This is a genomic window from Streptomyces sp. NPDC046203 (assembly GCF_040646255.1).
Classification (GTDB): Bacteria; Actinomycetota; Actinomycetes; order Streptomycetales; family Streptomycetaceae; genus Streptomyces.
Genome location: NZ_JBEYZX010000072.1, coordinates 1 through 20,612, shown reverse-complemented (window position 1 = coordinate 20,612; position 20,612 = coordinate 1). Strand labels below are relative to the sequence as shown.

17 protein-coding genes and 1 pseudogene are annotated in these 20,612 nt (G+C 72.5%); 15 read left to right on the top strand and 3 right to left on the bottom strand.

Features of this window, described 5'->3' with window-relative positions; genetic code table 11:
* The 3 genes and pseudogenes from ABZ990_RS29810 to ABZ990_RS29800 form a co-directional block, all read left to right on the top strand.
* On the top strand, window positions 1–956 hold a 956-nt coding region (locus ABZ990_RS29810), incomplete at its 5' end, for a trypsin-like peptidase domain-containing protein (protein WP_361238266.1).
* A 32-nt stretch (window positions 957–988) separates the two neighbouring features.
* Window positions 989–1,768 (top strand): annotated as a pseudogene (locus ABZ990_RS29805) (response regulator transcription factor); the annotation flags it as partial.
* Window positions 1,769–1,890: 122 nt separating this feature from the next.
* Window positions 1,891–3,291 (top strand): HAMP domain-containing sensor histidine kinase, encoded by a 1,401-nt coding sequence (locus ABZ990_RS29800; RefSeq protein ID WP_361238263.1) that lies wholly within the window; start codon window positions 1,891–1,893, stop codon window positions 3,289–3,291.
* A gap of 53 nt (window positions 3,292–3,344) precedes the next feature.
* Here the strand turns inward: ABZ990_RS29800 and ABZ990_RS29795 are convergent, their stop codons facing one another.
* Together ABZ990_RS29795 and ABZ990_RS29790 are read right to left on the bottom strand one after the other, a co-directional pair.
* The gene (locus ABZ990_RS29795) at window positions 3,345–3,755 is read right to left on the bottom strand and encodes a VOC family protein (RefSeq protein WP_361238260.1); all 411 of its coding nucleotides are present in this window, start codon (window positions 3,753–3,755) and stop codon (window positions 3,345–3,347) included.
* A gap of 211 nt (window positions 3,756–3,966) precedes the next feature.
* Window positions 3,967–5,355, bottom strand: coding sequence for a hypothetical protein (locus ABZ990_RS29790; RefSeq protein WP_361238257.1), 1,389 nt, complete (start codon window positions 5,353–5,355; stop codon window positions 3,967–3,969).
* Between the two features lie 128 nt (window positions 5,356–5,483).
* On the opposite strand from ABZ990_RS29790, the gene ABZ990_RS29785 reads away from it, so the two are divergent.
* Window positions 5,484–5,804 (top strand): hypothetical protein, encoded by a 321-nt coding sequence (locus tag ABZ990_RS29785; RefSeq protein WP_361238254.1) that lies wholly within the window; start codon window positions 5,484–5,486, stop codon window positions 5,802–5,804.
* Between the two features lie 222 nt (window positions 5,805–6,026).
* Here the strand turns inward: ABZ990_RS29785 and ABZ990_RS29780 are convergent, their stop codons facing one another.
* Window positions 6,027–7,850: a bifunctional metallophosphatase/5'-nucleotidase gene (locus ABZ990_RS29780; protein WP_361238251.1), complete on the bottom strand. Its 1,824-nt coding sequence runs from the start codon at window positions 7,848–7,850 to the stop codon at window positions 6,027–6,029.
* 191 nt (window positions 7,851–8,041) lie between these two features.
* Here ABZ990_RS29780 and mshD point away from each other — a divergent pair, with 191 nt between their 5' ends.
* From mshD to pstB, 11 genes are all read left to right on the top strand, one after another.
* The gene (gene mshD / locus ABZ990_RS29775; RefSeq protein ID WP_361238248.1) at window positions 8,042–8,968 is read left to right on the top strand and encodes a mycothiol synthase; all 927 of its coding nucleotides are present in this window, start codon (window positions 8,042–8,044) and stop codon (window positions 8,966–8,968) included.
* Window positions 8,969–9,160: 192 nt separating this feature from the next.
* Window positions 9,161–9,547 (top strand): GntR family transcriptional regulator, encoded by a 387-nt coding sequence (locus tag ABZ990_RS29770; protein WP_361238245.1) that lies wholly within the window; start codon window positions 9,161–9,163, stop codon window positions 9,545–9,547.
* Complete coding sequence (locus ABZ990_RS29765) at window positions 9,544–10,428, top strand: ABC transporter ATP-binding protein (RefSeq protein WP_361238242.1); 885 nt, start codon at window positions 9,544–9,546, stop codon at window positions 10,426–10,428. The genes ABZ990_RS29770 and ABZ990_RS29765 overlap by 4 nt, the downstream gene beginning before the upstream one ends.
* On the top strand, window positions 10,425–11,465 hold the full coding sequence (locus ABZ990_RS29760) for a hypothetical protein (protein ID WP_361238239.1): 1,041 nt from the start codon (window positions 10,425–10,427) through the stop codon (window positions 11,463–11,465). Before ABZ990_RS29765 ends, ABZ990_RS29760 begins: the two co-directional genes overlap by 4 nt.
* A 296-nt stretch (window positions 11,466–11,761) precedes the next feature.
* A complete protein-coding gene (locus ABZ990_RS29755; protein ID WP_361238236.1) occupies window positions 11,762–14,008 on the top strand; it encodes an RNA degradosome polyphosphate kinase in 2,247 nt (748 codons plus the stop codon).
* Between the two features lie 115 nt (window positions 14,009–14,123).
* Entirely contained in the window at window positions 14,124–15,125 is a 1,002-nt protein-coding gene (locus ABZ990_RS29750) for a CHAD domain-containing protein (RefSeq protein WP_361238269.1), read from the top strand.
* A complete protein-coding gene (locus ABZ990_RS29745; protein WP_361238233.1) occupies window positions 15,122–15,598 on the top strand; it encodes an NUDIX hydrolase in 477 nt (158 codons plus the stop codon). Before ABZ990_RS29750 ends, ABZ990_RS29745 begins: the two co-directional genes overlap by 4 nt.
* 479 nt (window positions 15,599–16,077) lie before the next feature.
* Window positions 16,078–17,217, top strand: a complete 1,140-nt coding sequence (pstS, locus tag ABZ990_RS29740; RefSeq protein WP_361238230.1) for a phosphate ABC transporter substrate-binding protein PstS — start codon at window positions 16,078–16,080, stop codon at window positions 17,215–17,217.
* 164 nt (window positions 17,218–17,381) lie between these two features.
* Window positions 17,382–18,368 carry a phosphate ABC transporter permease subunit PstC gene (gene pstC / locus ABZ990_RS29735; RefSeq protein ID WP_361238227.1) on the top strand — a complete coding sequence of 329 codons (987 nt, stop codon included), beginning with the start codon at window positions 17,382–17,384 and terminating at the stop codon, window positions 18,366–18,368.
* Entirely contained in the window at window positions 18,365–19,438 is a 1,074-nt protein-coding gene (gene pstA / locus ABZ990_RS29730; protein ID WP_361238224.1) for a phosphate ABC transporter permease PstA, read from the top strand. Before pstC ends, pstA begins: the two co-directional genes overlap by 4 nt.
* A gap of 24 nt (window positions 19,439–19,462) precedes the next feature.
* Window positions 19,463–20,239 carry a phosphate ABC transporter ATP-binding protein PstB gene (gene pstB, locus ABZ990_RS29725; RefSeq protein WP_361238222.1) on the top strand — a complete coding sequence of 259 codons (777 nt, stop codon included), beginning with the start codon at window positions 19,463–19,465 and terminating at the stop codon, window positions 20,237–20,239.
* Window positions 20,240–20,612 lie beyond the last annotated feature (373 nt).

Here is a 20,612-nt window from a genome sequence, read left to right as displayed (position 1 = left end):
AGCCCGCCCCGCACGGGCAGACCCGGCGGACGCGGCGGCGTGCCGCCGGCCTGCTGACCGCCGTCGCGATCGCCGCGGCCGCGATCGGCGGCGGCACCGCGACCCTGGTCGAGCGGTGGACGCACGACTCCCCCGGCATCACCGCGGCGCCGAGCCCGGTGGACGGCACCACCGTCGCCGCCGGGAGCAAGGGCACGGTCGCCGGGGTCGCCCAGGCCGTCTCGCCGTCCATCGTGGAGATCTCCGCGACCGGCTCCGGCGGCAAGGCCACCGGCTCCGGTGTGATCATCACCTCCGGCGGCGAGATCGTCACCAACAACCACGTGATCTCCGGCGCCTCGACGCTCACCGTCCGGCTCAGCACCGGCAAGACGTACGCCGCCGAGGTCGTCGGCACCGACCCCGCCAAGGACCTCGCCCTGATCAAGCTGCGCGGCGCGTCCGGGCTCAAGGCCGCCACCCTCGGCGACTCCGCCGGTCTCAGGGTCGGCGACCAGGTCGTGGCCATCGGCTCCCCCGAGGGCCTGACCGGCACCGTCACCAGCGGCATCGTCTCCGCGCTCGACCGGGACGTGACCGTCGCCCGCGAGGACGGCGGCCAGAACGGCCAGAGCAGCCAGAACGGTCAGGGTGGCCAGAGCGGTGGCCAGGGCCAGCAGTGGGACCCGCGGCAGGGCTGGCCGTTCGAGTTCGGCGGGCAGCGCTTCAACGGCGACACCGGCTCCTCGAAGACCACGTACAAGGCGATCCAGACCGACGCCTCCCTCAACCCCGGGAACTCCGGCGGCGCGCTGATCGACATGAACGGCCGGATCATCGGCATCAACGCGGCGATGTACGCGCCCGGCTCCGGCGGCGACTCGGGCACGGCCGGCAGCGTCGGCCTCGGCTTCGCGATCCCGGTGGACACCCTCAAGGCCGACCTGCCCGCCCTGCGCGCGGGCGGTGGCAGCTGACCCGCGTGAGCGACCCATGGGACGCTGACCCCATGAGTGGCATCGTGGGGCAGCACACCGGAGCGCACGCCGGCGCGCAGGCGGGGCAGCAGACCGACAGCGGCGGCGGCACCGAGCGCATCCTCATCGTCGACGACGAGCCGGCGGTGCGCGAGGCGCTGCGCCGCAGCCTCGCCTTCGAGGGGTACGGGACCGAGGACGCCGTCGACGGGCTCGACGCGCTCGCCAAACTGGCGGCGTACGCCCCCGACCTGGTCGTCCTCGACGTCCAGATGCCCCGCATGGACGGTCTGACCGCCGCCCGCCGGATCCGGGCCGGCGGCTCGACCGTGCCGATCCTCATGCTCACCGCCCGCGATACGGTCGGCGACCGGGTCACCGGCCTCGACGCGGGCGCGGACGACTACCTGGTCAAGCCCTTCGAGCTGGACGAGCTGTTCGCCCGGATCCGGGCCCTGCTGCGGCGCAGCTCGTACGCCGCCGCCCGGGCCGCCGCGGCCGCCGAGCCGGCCGGCGGGGGCGACGTGCTCTCCTTCGGCGATCTGCGGATGAACCTCGCGACCCGCGAGGTGACCCGGGGCGGCCGGGCCGTGGAGCTGACCCGGACCGAGTTCACGCTCCTGGAGCTGTTCCTGGCGCACCCGAAGCAGGTGCTCACCCGCGAGCAGATCCTCAAGGCCGTCTGGGGCTTCGACTTCGAGCCCAGTTCCAACTCCCTGGACGTGTACGTGATGTATCTGCGGCGCAAGACGGAGGCGGGCGGCGAGCCGCGGCTCGTGCACACCGTGCGGGGCGTCGGGTACGTACTCCGGACCACCGGCACGAGTACGGGCACGGGTACGGGTACGGGTACGGGTACGGGTACGGGTACGGGTACGGGTACGGGCACGAGCGGGGTCCCGAACGATGGGGCGAACGGGGGTGTCGGCGCCGTATGACCGGACCCGTCGCCTGGTTCCGGTCCCGGCCGCTGCGCTCCCGGCTCGCCCTGCTGACCGCCCTCGCCGTGGCGGTCGCGGTGGCGGCGGTGTCGCTGGCCTGCTGGCTGGTGACCCGCGCCCAGCTGGAACACGAGCTGGACGCGTCGCTGCGCGGCAGCAAGGTGGACGACCAGTACGTCAACCTGGTGCTCGCCGGCTGCCGCACCGACAGCCCGGTCCCCCCGCTGCCCCCGTACACCGTGCAGGTCGTCCTGCCCGACGGCACCGCCTGTACCTCCGGCAAGGCCGCCATCCCCGTACAGAACGAGGACCTGCGGGTCGCCCAGGGCCTCGTCCCGGACACCCTGCACACCACCCGGGACGCCGACGGCCGCGCGATGCGCGTCTACACGTACCACCAGCCGGGCCGGTACGGCCTCGCCGTATCGCTCGCCCGGCCGCTGTCCGAGATCGACAACTCGCTGTCCACCCTCGGCTGGGTGCTGCTCCTCGTCTCCGGCATCGGCGTGCTCGGCGCGGGCGCGGCCGGGCTGTGGGTGGCGCGCACCGGGCTCGCGCCCGTGGACCGGCTGACCGGCGCGGTCGAACACGTCGCCGCGACCGAGGACCTGACCGTACGGATCCCGGTGGAGGGCGAGGACGAGATCGCCCGGCTCTCGCGGTCGTTCAACGTGATGACGGCGGCGCTCGCGACCTCCCGCGACCGGCAGGCCCGGCTGATCGCGGACGCGGGCCACGAACTGCGCACCCCGCTCACCTCGCTGCGCACCAACATCGATCTGCTCGCCCGCAGCGACGAGACCGGGCGCGCGCTGCCGCCGGACGACCGGCGGGCCCTGCTGGCCTCGGTGAAGGCCCAGCTGACGGAATTGTCGTCGCTGGTCGGCGACCTCCAGGAGCTGGCCCGCCCCGAGGCCGTCACACCCGGGCCGCTGGAGGTGGTGCCGCTGCACACCATCCTGCGCGCGGCCCTCGACCGGGCCCGGCTGCGCGGGCCGGAGCTGGCCTTCGAGACGGACCTGGCGCCCTGGTACGTCCGGGCGGAGCCCGCCGCGCTCGAACGGGCCCTGGTGAACGTCCTCGACAACGCGGTGAAGTTCTCGCCGCCGCGCGGCACGGTCGAGGTACGGCTGATGCGGGGCGAGCTGACCGTACGGGACCACGGTCCGGGCATCGCGCCCGACGAACTCCCGCACGTCTTCGACCGCTTCTGGCGCTCCCCGTCGGCCCGCAGCCTGCCCGGTTCGGGGCTCGGTCTGTCGATCGTGGCCCGTACGGTCGGGCAGGCGGGCGGCACCGTCGCGCTCACCCCGGCGGACGGCGGCGGCACCGTCGCCACCCTCCGTTTCCCGGGCGCCCCGACCCCGCCGCCGGACCGGCCCGCCACCGTCTGACGACCGCGCGCCGACCCGCGTACGCGCCCCGCGCCCGCCCTGAGCGATCTACCTCAGCTGTTGGACCAGGAGCGGGTGCAGAGCACCAGCCGGTAGCCGTCCGGGTCCTGGAGGGTCACGCCCCAGGTGTCCCAGTACGGGTTGTGCGCGGGCACCCGCGTCCCGCCCGCCGCTTCGAGCCGGGCGACGAGGTCGTCCGGCACGGGGCCGTCCAGATAGACCACGAGCAGGTCGTCGGGGGTCGGGGTCGGTTCGAGGGGCGCGGCGGGGTCCCGGGTCAGTTCCAGGTGCCAGCCGGCGTCCCGCCAGCCGAGCATCAGCAGCGAGTGGAGCCGCTCGCCGCCGTCCGCCTCGTGCGCGTAGAGCACGTCGAGGCCGAGCCCTTCGACCCAGAAGCGCCGGGCCGCCTCCAGGTCGCGGGAGGGGCGGGCGATGCGCATATGCGCGGTCGAGATCGCTGACATCCTGTCGGCTCCTTGGGTCCTGAGGTCCTGAGGTCCTTGGGCGAGCTGCGCCGTTGTACGAAGGTCCATCGGGCCGGAGCGTAGTCAGCGGTACGGCATATGCCATCGGGCGCCGGTCGTAGGTCCGCCGCCCGAGCCCCGTAAGCCTCCTTGGCCGCTTTAAACCCCCGCCGCCCCGCCCCTCACACCCCGCCCTCTCACACCGCGCCCCTCACACCGCGCTCTTCTGCTCCGCGACGACCCGTGCCCGCTCCCCGAGCGACCGCACGACCCGGCTCCGCGGCTGCGCCGCGACATGCCCGCGCAGCACCGCGAAGTGCTCGTCGCCGCGCGCGGTCGACAGGGCGGTGTAGTCGTCCAGGAACCGGTCCCAGGTCAGGCACGCCGCCTCCACGTGCCCGCGCTCCCACTGCCGGGCGGCGAGCACCCCGTGCGCGTGAACCCTGCCCTGCCGCTCGTGCGCGGAGCGGACCCGGTTGGACCGCTGGAGCGCCGTGATCGAACCCGGCAGATCGCCCAGCTCGTACAGCACGTGCGCGACATGGAAGTGGTACGCGGCCTGGTCGTACCCGCCCACGGCGTCGTTGCGGCCGTCCGCGCGGGCCAGCGCCGCCTCCGTCTCCCGCAGCCGGGTGAACGCCTGCCGGCGGTCCTTCACCAGGGCCGCGCCATGGGCCTGCTGCCCGCGCAGGAAGGCGACCAGCCGGGGCCCGGCGGCCGGGGCCGCCTCGGCGGCGGAGTCCGCGTACTCCAGGGCCCGGCGCCCGTAGCGCAGGTTCGCCGCCTGGAGCGCCATGCCGCGCAGGGTCCGGCAGTACGTGAGGTGGTCCTGGGCGTCCCGGGCCAGCTCCAGGGCCTGGACGAAGTAGCGCTGCCCGAGGCCGTGCGCCCGCTCGTACATCGCCATCCACCCCGTCAGATAGACGAAGTCGGAGGCGGCGGCCTGCATGTCCCGCTTCACCTCCGCCGAGGCGTCGGCCCGCAGCCAGGACAGCACCGTATTCATCAGGAAGGCCGCGGCCATCGGACGGGCGTGACCGCCGCCGAGGTCGTCCAGGATGATCGCGATGTGCTGGGTCATCGTCCGGACGGTGGCGACCTCGCCGGCGCCGATCCGGACCGTACGGCCGGCCGCGATCTCCTCCCCGGCGGGCTCGGGCGGGGTCCCCGGGTCCGCGAACCCCGGCACCGTCAGGGCCGCCGAGTACAGCCCGGCCGTGAGCACTCCCCGCCGCGACGGGTCCATGTCCTTGCCCGCCAGGTCGGCGAGACCGCGCGTGCCGGTCGCGTCGCTCCCGACCGCACCGTCCGCCCCGCCCTCCCCGGCGCCGCCCGCGCCACCGCCGTCGGGCCCGGCGAACCCGAGCTCCGCGCAGCTCACGGGCCGGCCGAGACGCCGGGACAGGGCCTCGGCGACGACCGGCCGGACCGGTTTCTTCGGCAGGGAGCCACGCAGCCAGTACGTCACCGTGCTGGCGGAATGGCTGAGAGTCAGCCCGGCCTCGGCGCCGGCGCGGTTCACCGCGCGGGCGAGCTGCCCGTTTCCCCAGTCGGCCTCGGCCATCACGCGTGCGAGGGCCGTGTTCGGCGTGCGTCCCATCCCAGCTCCCTGGCGTTCAACGCATTCAACGACGTGCCCAGCATGAGGCGCTCTCCCCGTCGGTGTACCCCCGTTGAATGACTATCAGCCATCCGCGCCAACGGATGTCCTCGGAAAGGAACGCCGCCATGACCGCCGCCGATCCCTGCCCCTGTGCGCCGAGCCGCGCACTGCGCGACCGCGCGGCACGAGGGTGGGAGAAGTTCGTGCACCGTGCCGCCGCCGGACTCCAGGGCGCGCCCGGCCACCCGGTCGACTCCGCCGGTCACGAGCAGCATCCGCTGGTCAACAGCCTGGTGCGGGACATTCCGAGCGGCAAGGAGGGAGTCCTGCTCGCCGTCACCCACGAGCCGCACCCCGACGGCCGGGTGGTGCGCATCGCCCACATCCGGCCCCTCTCGGGCGTCGAGTGGTCGACGGCGGCCGACAACGTGCAGGCGGTCCGCTGAGCGCGCCGGGCCCGCGGGCGTACGCCCGCGCGGACGCACCCGCGCGTACACACCCGTCCACCCGCATGACACGAAAGAGGGCGGCCTCCGCCGAAACGGAGACCGCCCTTACGCGCGCTGACACGCGGCCGGGCATATGCCCGGCTTTCCCTCTGCTTACTGGACCCGCTTGACGTGCTGGACCCGCTGGACCCGCTGGACGGGTCCGTTCAGCGGATCTTCCTACCGGACGACCGTGATGCGGTCGGCCGCCGGCACCGCGAGCGGCGCCGAGGCGGAGGAGTTCGCCGCCAGGTAGGCGTTGAAGACGTCCAGGTCCGAGGCGCCGACGAGCTTGTTCGTGCCGGCCGCGAGGGCCGGGAAGCCGTCACCGCCGCCCGCGAGGAACTCGTTCATCGCGACACGGTAGGTCTTCGACGGGTCGATCGCCGCACCGTTCAGCTTGATGCTGTCGGTCACCACACGGTCCGCGCCCGACTTGGTCAGGTCGAGCGTGTAGGTCAGGCCCTTGGAGACCTGGAGGATCTTGATCTCGTTCAGGTTCGAACCGCTGACCTGCTGCTTCAGCGCCTGGATCAGGTTGGCGCCGGACAGGTCGACCACGTTCATCATGTTGGTGAACGGCTGCACCGTGAAGGACTCGCCGTAAGTCACCACACCGTCGCCCTCGGCGCCGGAGGCCTTGTAGACGAGGTCGGAGCGGATGCCGCCCGGGTTCATCAGCGCCACCTGGGCGCCGCCCTTGTCCGCCGGGGCCAGGCCCTCCAGCTGCGCGTCGGCGATCATGTCGCCGAGCGGCTTCTCGTACGCCGTGGAGCCGCGACCGTTGATGTCGGCGGCGATCCAGCCCTGCGGCCGGTTGGCGATCGGCGCCGCCAGCTCCTGCCACTTCCCGATCAGCCGGGTCATGTCCTGGGCCTTCGGGACGTCACGGGTGACGGCGTGGTTGGCCGAGTCGACGGCGGTGCGCACGATGTCGCCGGTGGCACGGTCGTACGTCAGCGTGGTGTCGGTGTACAGCCGGCCGAACGACGCCGCCGAGGTGACCAGACGCGGCTTGCCCGCCGGGTCGGGGATGGTGCACACGTACGCGTTGTGGGTGTGGCCGGTGACCAGCGCGTCGACCTGCGGGTCGACGTGCTTGGCGATCTCGGTGATCGGGCCGGAGATCCCACCGCCCGCGGCCGGGCTGTCACAGTCGTAGTTGTAGTTCGCGGAGGCCGGCAGACCGCCCTCGTGGATCAGGGCGACGATGGACTTGACGCCCTGCCGCTCCAGGATCTTCGCGTACTTGTTGATCGTCTCGACCTCGTTGCCGAACTTCAGGCCCTTGACGCCCTCGGCGGTGACGATGTTCGGGGTGCCCTCCAGGGTCACACCGATGAAGCCGATCTTGACGCCTTCCTTCTCCCACACGAAGGTCGGGTCGAGCAGCGGCTTGCCGGTCTTCTCCTCCGTCACGTTGGCGGCGAGGTAGGGGAAGTCGGCGCCGCCGAACTTCTTGTCGGCGGTGAAGCAGCCGGCCGTCGGGTGGCAGCCGCCGCGCTGCATACGGGCCAGCTCGACCGCGCCCTCGTCGAACTCGTGGTTGCCGACCGAGGTGACGTCCAGGTCCATGCCGTTGAGCGCGTCGATGGTCGGCTCGTCGTGGAACAGGCCGGACAGCAGCGGGGACGCGCCGACCAGGTCACCGGCGGCGGCGGTGATGGAGAAACGCTTGCCCTGACGGGCCTGACGCAGGTGGGTGGCGAGGTACTCGGCGCCGCCCGCGTCGATCTTCTCCGTGGTGCCGTCCGCCTTCACCCGGCTGACCTGGCCGGACGAACCGGCCGGGGGCTCCAGGTTGCCGTGCAGATCGTTGAAGGAGAGCAGCTGGACGTCGACCATCCGCCCCCAGCCCTTGCCGTTGGTGCCGCCCTGCCCGGCGGCGGTGTCCTGCGCCGCGCCGGCCGGCATCGCGGCGACCAGCGCGCCGAGGGTGGCGAGGCCCGCACCGGCGGCGAGGATGCGCCGCCCGGCCTTGTTCTGCTTCCTTGTCCCTGCCATTTTTCCGAGTTTCCCCATTTTCTGAACGAATCTGCCGCTGCTCGCGCAGCCTAAGGTCAACGCGCGTAGCGCAACAGGGGGGATCGGGTTACAAGAGTCGAACATCTTCAAGGTCCCCGCCCCGCCCCACACCTGACAGTCTCGCGTCCGTATCCCGCGGGCCCGCGCCCGCCCCCCGTACGCTCGTCACCATGACTTCTGACGCGGCGCCGGCCCTCGAACCCGGTCGGCAGATCACCATCCACGAAGAACTGACCCCTCAGCAGATCCAGGACGTCCTGGAACTGCTGGACGCCGCCGACCACGCCGACGGTGTCCACGCCGTGTCGGAGCAGGGGCGGCTCTATCTGCGCCACGGCCGGCGCGAGGGCGTCCGGCACCTCCTGCTCACGGTCGGGCCGCAGCTCTACGGCTACGCGCAGGTCGAGGAGACCGACCCGGTCGAGGCCCCGGCCGCCGAGCTGGTCGTCCACCCCGCGCACCGGGGCCGCGGGCACGGGCGGGCGCTCGGCCTGGCGCTCCTGGAGGCGACCGGGAAGCGGCTGCGGGTCTGGGCGCACGGCGGCAAGCCGGCCGCCCGCCACCTGGCCCAGGTGCTCGGCCTGACCCTGTTCCGCGAGCTGCGCCAGCTGCGCCGCTCGCTGGTCCCGCTGGACCTGCCCGAGCCGGTGCTGCCGGAGGGCGTCACCGTCCGTACGTTCTCGCCCGGCGCGGACGACACGGCCTGGCTGTCCGTCAACGCGACCGCGTTCGCGCACCACCCGGAGCAGGGCTCGCTGACCCAGCGCGACCTGGACGACCGGATGGCCGAGCCGTGGTTCGACCCGAAGGGCTTCTTCCTCGCGGAGAAGGACGGCCGGCTCGTCGGCTTCCACTGGACGAAGACGCACGCCGAGGAGCAGCTGGGCGAGGTGTACGTGGTCGGCGTGCTGCCGGACGCGCAGGGCGGCGGCCTCGGCAAGGCGCTGACGGCGACGGGGCTGCGGCATCTGGCGGGCGAGGGGCTGCCGACGGCGATGCTCTACGTGGACGCGGACAACACGGCGGCGGTGACGGTGTACGAGCGGCTGGGCTTCCGTACGCACGAGGTGGACCTGATGTACCGCGCGGAGTCCTGACGGCGCGGGGTCCGGAACGGGCGGGGTCCGGAACGGGCGGAGTCCTGACGGGGCGCCACCGCCCGTAAGGCCCGACGTAAGGCCCGACGCGAGACCCTGGGCGAACTCGCCTGAAGAAGGGGACGGTTGACACCGTCCCCTTCTTTGCACCACCCTTTCACTACTTGATTAGTGAAAGGGTGGTGCAAGCGCGTGCTCGCCTACCGCATCGACCGGCGCAGCGGGGTCGCCACCTACCTCCAGATCGTCCAGCAGACGCGTCAGGCGCTGCGCATGGGCGTCCTGGCCCCCGGCGACAAGCTGCCCACGGCCCGCGAGGTCGTCGAGGCGACCGCCATCAACCCCAACACGGTCCTCAAGGCCTACCGCGAACTCGAACGCGAAGGGCTCGTCGAGGCCCGCCGGGGCCTCGGCACCTTCGTCCGCGCCACGCTCGGCACCGCCGCCCCGGCCGACTCGCCGCTGCGCGCCGAACTCGCCGACTGGGCCCGCCGGGCCCGCGCGGAAGGGCTGGACCGCGAGGACGTGGCGGCGCTCTTCACATCCGTACTGAACGAACACTTCCAGGGGGACGCATGACCGAGGGATACAACGCGCACAGCGGCGACGGGCCGCCCGCGCTCACGGCCGACGGACTCGGACTGCGCTACGGCGGACGGTCCCGCCCCTGGTCCCTGCGCGACTGCTCCTTCACCCTGCCCGCCGGCCGGATCTGCGCCCTCGCCGGGCCCAACGGCGCCGGAAAATCCACCCTCCTGGCCCTCGCCGCCGGACTGCTCCGCCCCACCGAGGGCACGATCGGCGCCCCGGAGCGGGAGCGGATGGCGTACGTCGCCCAGGACCGCCCGCTCTACCCCCAGCTCACCGTCGCCGAGACCATCGACCTGGGCCGCGAGCTCAACCCGGGCCGCTGGAACGCCGACGCCGCGCGCGCCGCCGCCGAGGGCCTGAACTGGAAGGCCCACGTCCGCTCGCTCTCCGGCGGCCAGCGCACCCGCCTCGCGCTCGCGCTCGCCCTCGGCAAGCGGGCCGAACTCCTGCTCCTCGACGAGCCGATGGCCGATCTCGACCCGCTCGCCCGGGTCCAGCTGATGGGGCTGCTGATGGCCGACGCCGCCGAACACGGCACCACGATCGTGATGTCCTCGCACGTCCTCGGCGAACTCGCCGACTCCTGCGACCATCTGCTGCTCCTGCACGGCGGCCGGATCCGGCTCGCCGGCGCCGTCGACAGCCTGCTCGACGCGCACACCCTGCTGACCGGCCCGGCGACGGACGCCGACCTCAGCCCGTACACCGTGGTCGACTCCCGCACGACGGGCCGTCAGCTCAGCGCGCTCGTCCGTACCGGGGGCGCCCCGGTCCCGGACGGCTGGCAGCGCACCGAGCCGTCCCTCGAAGAACTCGTCCTCGCCCACCTGCGCGCGGCCGCCGCCACGCCGGAAGGAGCCGCAGCATGAGCGCCCCGACCCTGACGAACCCGGGCCCGGCCCCCGCCGGCCCGGCGAACCCCGCCCCTGCCCCTAAGGGCCCGTCCCCCAGGGGACTTTCCCTACGGGCCTTCGCCAAGGTGACGGCCTGCCAGCACCGCTGGACGGTGGTGGCGGCGCTCGGTGTGGCCGTGGTCGCGGCGGCCGTTCTGCTGGCCGCCGTCTACATGTCCGACCACGCCACGGACGTCCTCAAGGCGGCCGGATGCGTGAAGGACACCCACGATCCCGACTGCTACCAACCGGCACGCGAGTATTTCGACGCCCAGTTGTTCGCCAGTCACCTTCCGGAGTACGTCGGCCTCGGCGTCATCCTCCTGCCCGCCGTGATCGCCGGCTACATGGCGGGCCCGCTCGTCGCCCGCGAGCTGGAGACCGGCACGTACAAGCTGGCCTGGACCCAGTCCGCCTCCCCGGCCCGCTGGCTCGCCGCCAAGCTCGCCGTGGCCGCCGCGTTCACCGTCGCGCTCATGGTGGTCGTCAATCTGGCCTTCGGGTGGTCCTGGCCCAACGGATCCATCGACGACTACGCCGGCTTCTGGTACGACCCGACCGTCTACGCCTCCCTGCCCGGCACCGTCCCCGTAGCGACCACCCTCTTCGGCGTCGCCCTCGGCGCCTTCCTCGGTCTGTTGATCCGCCGCACCCTGCCCGCCCTGCTGACCTCCACCCTGCTCACCGGCGGCGTGATCCTCGCCTTCGTCAAGTACCGCCACCTGCTGTGGCCCACCGAGACCCTGACCGGGCAGGCCGCCCGCCATCGCCCCACCTCCTCCTGGGACGTCGAACTGGGCATCCTCACACCGTCCGGCCGGAAAGTGAGCATGGCCGACTGCCACTGGGACGCGGCCTGCCTGAAACAGCAGGGCGGCGTCACCGACTACGCCGACATCCACCCGCAGAGCCACTTCTGGCCACTCCAGCTCGTCGAGACCGGCATCCTGCTCGCCCTCGCCGCCCTCGCGGTCCTCGCCGCGTTCCGCGTCCTGCGCTCCCGGCTGCCGTAGGCCGGGTCCCGTAGGGGGGTGGGGCCCGCACCGGGGACGGGCCCCACCCCCCTACGGGCACCCCCGGCGCACCCCCTGACCGCCACCCTGACCCCCGCCCGGGCCGCCCTACAAACCCGGCCCCCGATTCCCGCACGTCACGTCCCCGTTACCGGCCATTCAGAAGCGCTTGCGAAGCTCACGCAATGAAGCGCTCCGTGCCCGCCCGCGCCCGCGCCCTCCCCAAGGGGAGGCTTCCCTCCCCCACGGCCCGCTCCGACGCGCCCGACCACCCCTTCGCGCGGAAGAATGGGCTCATGAGCCAGCAGCCCGCCGAGGTACCGGTCACGAACCCGAAGAACGCGCCCGCTCCGGCGGCCCAGCCCTCGCTGGGTTCCATAGCCGCGCACCGGCCGCAGGCCGTGCACGGCGGCTCCGTGAGCGAGCTCGCGCCCGACCTCGATGCCGACCCCGACACGTACGAGGACGACGAGGCCGGCGAGCTGCCCCAGGGACGCTTCCTCGACCGCGAACGCAGCTGGCTCGCCTTCAACGAGCGCGTCCTCGAACTCGCCGAGGACCCCGCGACGCCGCTTCTCGAACGAGCGAACTTCCTCGCGATCTTCGCCTCGAACCTCGACGAGTTCTTCATGGTCCGCGTCGCCGGGCTCAAGCGCCGCATCGCCACCGGCGTCGCCACCCGCTCCGCCTCCGGCCTCCAGCCGCGCGAGGTGCTCGACCTGATCTGGACCCGCAGCCGCGAGCTCATGGCCCGGCACGCCGCCTGCTACCAGCAGGACGTCGCCCCGGCCCTCGCCGACGAGGGCATCCACCTCATCCGCTGGCCCGAGCTGACCGAGAAGGAACAGGCCCGCCTCTTCACCCTGTTCCGCCAGCAGATCTTCCCGGTCCTCACGCCGCTCGCCGTCGACCCGGCGCACCCCTTCCCGTACATCTCGGGGCTCTCGCTCAACCTCGCCGTCGTCGTCCGCAACCCGGTCAGCGGCCACCGCCACTTCGCCCGCGTCAAGGTCCCGCCGCTGCTCTCCCGCTTCCTGGAGGCATCCCCCGAGCGCTACGTCCCGCTGGAGGACGTCATCGCCGCGCACCTGGAGGAGCTGTTCCCGGGCATGGAGGTGCTCGCGCACCACATGTTCCGGGTCACCCGCAACGAGGACCTGGAGGTCGAGGAGGACGACGCCGAGAACCTGCTCCAGGCCCTGGAGAAGGAGCTCATGCGGCGCCGCTTCGGGCCGCCGGTGCGGCTGGAGGTCGAGGAGTCCATCGACCCGTACGTGCTCGACCTGCTGGTCCGCGAGCTGAAGATCTCCGACTCCGAGGTCTACCCGCTGCCCGGCCCGCTCGACCTCACCGGGCTGTTCGGCATCGCCTCGCTCGACCGGCCCGAGCTCAAGTACGCCACGTTCGTCGCCGGCACCCACCGTGACCTCGCCGAGGTCGAGTCGGCGTCCGCGCCCGACATCTTCGCGGCCGTACGCGAGCGGGACGTGCTGCTTCACCACCCGTACGACTCCTTCTCCACCTCCGTGCAGGCCTTCCTGGAGCAGGCGGCGGCCGACCCGTCCGTCCTCGCCATCAAGCAGACGCTGTACCGCACCTCCGGCGACTCGCCGATCGTCGACGCCCTGATAGACGCCGCCGAGTCCGGCAAGCAGGTCCTCGTCCTCGTCGAGATCAAGGCCCGCTTCGACGAGCAGGCCAACATCAAGTGGGCCCGCAAGCTGGAGGAGGCCGGCTGCCATGTCGTCTACGGCCTGGTCGGTCTGAAGACGCACTGCAAGCTGTCGCTCGTCGTCCGCCAGGAAGGCGACGTCCTGCGCCGCTACAGCCACGTCGGCACCGGCAACTACCACCCGAAGACGGCCCGGCTCTACGAGGACCTCGGCCTGCTCACCGCCGACCCGCAGGTCGGCGCGGACCTGTCCGACCTGTTCAATCGGCTCTCCGGCTACTCGCGCCGCGAGACCTACCGACGGCTCCTCGTCGCCCCCAAGTCGCTGCGCGACGGCCTGGTCTCCCGGATCACCAAGGAGATCGCCCACCACCGCGCCGGCCGGCCCGCGTACGTCCGGATCAAGGTCAACTCGATGGTCGACGAGGCCGTCATCGACGCCTGCTACCGCGCCTCCCAGGCCGGTGTGCCGGTCGACATCTGGGTGCGCGGCATCTGTGCCGTGCGCCCCGGCGTCGAGGGCCTGTCCGAGAACATCCGGGTCCGCTCGGTCCTCGGCCGCTTCCTCGAACACTCCCGGATCTTCGCCTTCGGCAACGGCGGCGAACCCGAGGTGTGGATCGGCAGCGCCGACATGATGCACCGCAACCTCGACCGCCGTATCGAGGCCCTGGTCCGGGTCACCGACCCCGGCCACCGGGCCGCTCTCTCCCGGCTCCTGGAGACCGGGATGTCCGACACCACCTCCTCCTGGCACCTGGGCGCCGACGGGAACTGGACGCGGCACGCGACCGATCCCGAGGGCCGGCCGCTCCGGCACGTCCAGGAGATGCTCATCGACGCGCGGAGGCGCCGGCGTGCCCAATCCTGACCCCACGCAGGACATCACGCGGAACGACGTCACTCGGGAGCCCCTACGGGGTCCCGTACGAGAGCCCGTACGGACCCCCGTACGGGACCTCGCACCCGATGTCACCGCGGGCGAGATCCTCGCCCCCTACCTGCACGCCCGCGCCGCCGACTTCCTGCGCGGGATCCGGCTGCACACCGAGAGCGGCACCGGCACCGGAGGCGTGGAGGAGGCCGCCGGGACCCTGCGGGCGGCGGCCCGCCGGATCAGCGGCACCCTGCACACCTTCCGGCCGCTGCTCGACGCCGCCTGGGCCGACCAGTTGCGCGCCGAACTGGCCTGGCTGTCCGGCACCCTCGCCCTCGAACACGCCTGTACGTCCCGGCTGGTCCGGCTCGCCGACGCGCTGTCCCGGCTGGCCGGCGTCGGACCGGCGGCCACGGCCACCGCAACCACCACCACCGCCGTTCCCGCCACCGCCGCCGTCCCCGCCGCGCGCGGGAACGGAGACACCGAGAGCGTCCGGGGCCTGACCCTCGGCGCCGCCCGGGCCGGCGCCCTCCTGGAACGCCAACTCACCCTCGCCCGTACCCGCGCCCACTCCGCCGCCCTCCAGGCCCTCGGCTCCGCCCGCTTCCACGCCGTCGCCGACGCCGTCGCGCTGCTCGCCTCCGAGGTCCCGCTCGGCCCGGCCGGCGCCGCCCGCGCCGACGAGGTCCTGGACGCGCCCGCCGCCGTCGTCGAACGCCGGCTGCGCGACGCGGTCGGCGTCCTCCCGCTCGCCCGGGCCGCCGCCCCGTACAACGCCACCGCCCTCGGTCTGACCGCCGGCGAGTCCCAGGACGCGCCCTGGCACCAGACCCGCGGCCTGCTCCGGCTGCACCGGTACGCCGGGGAGGTGCTGCGCGGCGGCACGGAGGGCGACCCCGTCCTGTACGAGGCCGCCCGCGCCCTGGACCGGCACCGCGACGCCGCCGAGGCCGCCGCGGCGGCCTCGGCCGCCGCCCGTACCCCGCGGATCGCCCCGGCCACCGCGTACGCCCTCGGGGTCCTGCACGCCGACCAGCGCCACGAGGTCGAGGCCGCCCGCTTCGCCTTCCAGCGCGCCTGGTCCCGTACCCCGGCGGGAGTGTCATGACCGGCCCGACCGGCCCTGGCGGCGTGATCGTCGCGGCGGGGGCCGTGCTGTGGCGGCCGGCCCGCGCCGGGAGCGGGGGCGAAGGCGCGGGCGGGAGCGAGGACGAGGGCTCGGGCATCGAGATCGCCCTCGTCCACCGGCCCAAGTACGACGACTGGTCGCTGCCGAAGGGGAAGCTGAAGCGCGGGGAGACGCTGGCCGCGTGCGCGCGGCGCGAGGTCCTGGAGGAGACCGGGCAGTCCTGCGCGCTGGGCACCCGGCTGCCCGTCGTGCGCTACCCGGTGAACGGGCGGCCCAAGGAGGTCACCTACTGGACGGCGCGCGCCCTCGGTGGCGCGTTCACCCCGAACCGGGAGGTCGACACGCTCCTGTGGCTGCCCCCGGCCGCCGCCCGGCTCCGGCTCACCCAGCCCCGCGACCGCGACCTGCTGACCTCGGCGCTGCACCACGCGGCCTCGGACAGCCGGGTGTAAGACGACGACCCGCCGGCCCTTCCCCTACGGGCAACCCTGAGCAGCCCTGAGCAGCTCCCGTAGGGGCCGGCCGGACGACCAGGTCTGGCGTCCCCTCGCCAACTTCCCCCGGCCGTACTGACGCGGGGAAACCGTGCCCCTTACGTTCGTCTTGGTGACGTCTGCGGTCACCTCGTCACACGAATCACCTCGTCGTACGACTCACCGTCGTCCCCGGTCACCCGGCCACCCGGGCCCCGGGCCCCCGCCACGAACCCCCTGCTCGGCGCGGCGGCGCGCTCCGCACCTCACCTTCCGGCACGGTTCACTTGCCGTTCACTCTCTTCCATGGGTCGCTTCACCTGTTCTGCCTAATTTCAGCCTTACGAGGTGCCCGGCCCGAACCGGACCGGCGCCCCACCACCCGACACACGCCGCCACGGATACGTTCAGGACATCAAGGTCCACGGCAAGGCGGCTCCTGGAAGGAACACCCGAAAGTGAAGCTTTCGCGCAAGAACGGGCTTCGCGCCTCCGCGATCGGCGCCCTCGTCGTCTCCGGCGTGCTCGTCCTCTCGGCGTGTGGTTCGGACAACAACAGCGAGCCCACCAAGGACGGCGGCAAGTCCTCGTCCGCCTCGGCGTCGAACATCAAGTGCGACGGCGCCAAGGGCCAGCTGCTCGCCGCCGGCTCCAGCGCGCAGAAGAACGCGATGGACCTGTGGGTCAAGAACTTCCAGGCCGCGTGCGCGGGCGTCGAGGTCAACTACCAGGCCATCGGCTCCGGCGGCGGCATCACCAAGTTCACCCAGGGCCAGGTCGCCCTCGCGGGCTCCGACTCCGCCCTGAAGGACGAAGAGGTCGCCGCCTCGCAGAAGGTCTGCAAGGACGGCAAGGGCGTCAACCTCCCGATGGTCGGCGGCCCCATCGCCATCGGCTACAAGCTGAACGGCGTGGACAACCTCGTCCTCGACGCCCCCACCCTCGCCAAGATCTTCGACGCGAAGATCACCAAGTGGAACGACGAGGCGATCGCCAAGCTGAACCCGGGCGCCAAGCTCCCGGCCAGCACCATCCAGGCGTTCCACCGCTCCGACGAGTCGGGCACCACCCAGAACCTCGGCAAGTACCTGTCGACCGCCGCCGCGGCCGACTGGAAGTACGACCCGAAGACCAAGTCGTGGCCCGCCCCGGGTGGCCAGGCCGCCAACGGCTCCGCCGGTGTCGCGACCGCCGTCAAGGGCGCCGAGGGCTCCATCGGCTACTTCGAGCTGTCGTACGCGACCGCCAACCAGATCAGCACGGTCGCCATCAACACCGGCGCCTCCGCCCCGGTCGCCGCGACCACGGAGAACGCCTCCAAGGCCGTCGCCGCCGCCAAGGTCAAGGGCACCGGCAGCGACCTGGCCCTGTCCCTCGACTACGCCACCAAGGCCGAGGGCGCGTACCCGATCACCCTGGTCACGTACGAGATCGCCTGCGACAAGGGCAACAAGGCCGACACCCTGCCGACCCTGAAGGCGTTCCTCAACTACACCGCCAGCGAGGAGGGCCAGAAGGTCCTCTCCGACGCCGGCTACGCCCCGCTCCCGGCCGAGATCGCGGCCAAGGTCCGCGAGATCGTCCCGACCCTGTCCTGACCCCACGCCGGGGACGGCCTCTTCCGCCTCCCGCCACGGAGAGCGAAGAGGCCGTCCCCGGCATCCGGTGCACCGCCGCCAGGAGCCCGCACACCGCGCCGCACGCACGCCCGTCCCACCCCGCGCGCACGGCCGTACGGCTCCGCAGACCGGAGAAATCAGAGATGGCTACGACCACACCCGACACACCCGACACAGGGGAGCCCCGCCGGCTCTCCGCGTCCACCGGCCGCGCCGGTGACCGGATATTCATCGGTCTGTCCCGCGGCTCCGGCATCACGCTCCTCGTGATCATGGCGGCCATCGCGGTCTTCCTGACCTACCGCGCCGTCCTCGCGATCTCGAAGGACTCCACGAACTTCTTCACCACCTTCGAGTGGAACCCGGCCGGCCACCCGCCGGTCTTCGGCATCGCGGTCCTCGCCTTCGGCACGATCGTCTCCTCGGTGATCGCCATGGCCATCGCCGTGCCCGTCGCGATCGGCATCGCGCTGTTCATCTCGCACTACGCCCCGCGCAAGCTGGCCAAGCCGCTCGCGTACGTGGTCGACCTGCTCGCCGCCGTGCCCAGCATCATCTACGGCCTGTGGGGCGCGATCTTCCTCGTCCCGTACCTGGGCGGGCTCAACGCGTGGCTCGACCAGTACCTGGGCTGGACGTACCTCTTCGACCGCTCCAGCGACGGCGTCGCCCGCAACCTGTTCACCGTCGGCATCCTGCTGGCGATCATGATCCTCCCGATCATCACCAACGTGACCCGCGAGGTCTTCCTCCAGGTCCCGCGGATGCACGAGGAGGCCGCGCTCGCGCTCGGCGCGACGCGCTGGGAGGTCGTCCGCATGTCGGTGCTGCCCTTCGGCCGCTCCGGCATCATCTCCGCCTCGATGCTCGGCCTCGGCCGCGCGCTCGGCGAGACGATGGCCGTCGCCGTCGTCCTCTCCCCCAGCTTCCTCATCTCGGGTCATCTGCTCGACCCGGGCGGCGGCACCTTCGCCCAGAACATCGCCGCGAAGTTCAACGAGGCCGACGCCTACGGCCGGGACGCCCTGATCGCCTCCGGTCTCGTCCTCTTCGCCATCACGCTGCTGGTCAACGGCGCCGCGCGCATGATCATCGCGCGCCGCAAGGAGTACTCGGGGGCCAGCGCATGAGCAACGCCATACAGGACCGTCCCGCCGCCGCGACGCTGCCCCGCCGCCCGCTGTCCCAGGCCCGCCTGCCGCGCTGGACCCCGGCCGCCGTCGCCGCCGGGTCGATCGCCGCCGGCTGCGGCCTCGGGCTGGCCGCCGGCTGGCACAGCAAGGTCCAGTGGGGCCTCGTCTCCGCGCTGCTCTTCGTCCTCGTCACGTACGCCGTGACCACCAAGGTCGAGGGCGCGCGCCAGGCCAAGGACCGCGTCGCCACCAGCCTCGTCTGGGTCTGCTTCGTCCTCGCCGTCATCCCGCTGCTCTCCCTCGCCTGGGTCACGGTCAGCAAGGGCGTCGAGGCCCTCGACCCGTACTTCCTCAGCCACTCGATGAACGGCGTCCTCGACGCCGAGACCGGCGGCGGCGTCTACCACGCGCTGCTCGGCACCATCGAGCAGGTCGGCATCGCGACCCTGATCGCCGCCCCGATCGGCCTGCTCACCGCGGTCTACCTGGTCGAGTACGGCGGCGGGACGCTCGCCAAGGCCGTCACCTTCTTCGTCGACGTCATGACGGGCATCCCGTCGATCGTCGCGGGCCTGTTCGTCCTCGCCACCTGGAACCTGATCCTGGGCTTCGGCCCCTCCGGGTTCGCCGGCTCGCTGGCCCTCGCGATCCTGATGATGCCGGTCGTCGTCCGCTCCACCGAGGAGATGCTGAAGCTCGTCCCGAACGAGCTGCGCGAGGCCTCCCTCGCCCTCGGCGTCCCCAAGTGGCGCACGATCCTGAAGGTGGTCCTGCCCACCGCGATCGGCGGCATCACCACGGGCGTCATGCTCGCGATCGCCCGTATCACCGGTGAGACGGCCCCCGTGCTGCTCCTGGTGTTCGGTACGCGACTGATCAACCCGAACCCCTTCGAAGGCGCTCAGTCCTCCCTGCCGCTCTACGTGTACGAGCAGTACGCGGTCGGCACCGACGCCGCCGTGGCCCGCGCCTGGGCCGCCGCGCTCGTCCTGATCGCCTTCGTCATGATCCTCAACCTGGTGGCCCGCGGCATCGCCCGCTGGAAGGCCCCCAAGACCGGCCGCTGACGCGGTCAACGGAAGTGAATTGATATGGCCAAGCGAATCGACGTCAGCGGCCTCTCCGCCTACTACGGCAACCACAAGGCCATCGACGACATCTCGATGACCGTCGAGCCCCGCTCCGTGACGGCCTTCATCGGCCCCTCCGGCTGCGGCAAGTCCACCTTCCTGCGCACCCTGAACCGCATGCACGAGGTCACCCCCGGCGGCCGCGTCGAGGGCAAGGTGATGCTGGACGACGAGAACCTGTACGGCGCCGGCGTCGACCCGGTCGCGGTGCGCCGTACCGTCGGCATGGTCTTCCAGCGCCCCAACCCCTTCCCCACCATGTCGATCTTCGACAACGTGGCGGCGGGCCTGCGCCTCAACGGCTCGTACAAGAAGTCCGAGCTGAGCGAGATCGTCGAGCGGTCCCTCAAGGGCGCCAACCTCTGGAACGAGGTCAAGGACCGGCTGAACAAGCCGGGCGCCGGCCTCTCCGGCGGCCAGCAGCAGCGGCTCTGCATCGCCCGCGCCATCGCGGTCGAGCCCGAGGTGCTCCTGATGGACGAGCCCTGCTCCGCGCTCGACCCGATCTCGACGCTCGCCGTCGAGGACCTGATCGGCGAGCTGAAGGAACAGTTCACGATCGTCATCGTCACGCACAACATGCAGCAGGCCGCGCGCGTCTCGGACCGCACCGCGTTCTTCAACCTGGCGGGCATGGGCCAGCCGGGCAAGCTGATCGAGCTGGACGACACGGCGCGCATCTTCTCCAACCCGAGCGTCCAGGCGACCGAGGACTACATCTCCGGCCGCTTCGGATAAACCGCTCGCCGCGCGCTCCACTCGCTCCGCGGCTTCACGGCTTCACGGCTTCTCTCGCTCCACCGCTCCACCCGCTCCACTGTTCCACCCGCTTCACCGCTTCACCCGCTTCACCCACCCAGACGTCCCGCCCATGGGCGGCCGGCGGACACCGGGGGTACGGCACACGCCACGCCCCTCCCGGTTCCGGCCCCGGCCACGCGCCCATGGACCGGGCACCCACGCCGTACGGTGCTGCATGGCGGTGCCGCCGTACGACGAACCGGGCCCGGGGCCCCGCGCGGGGGGGGGCGGGGCCCGGCCGGGGTAAGGGGTGGTGGGACCCGCGGCAGCCGACGAAGGGAGTGACGACGGGGAAGGGCGCCGCGGCGAC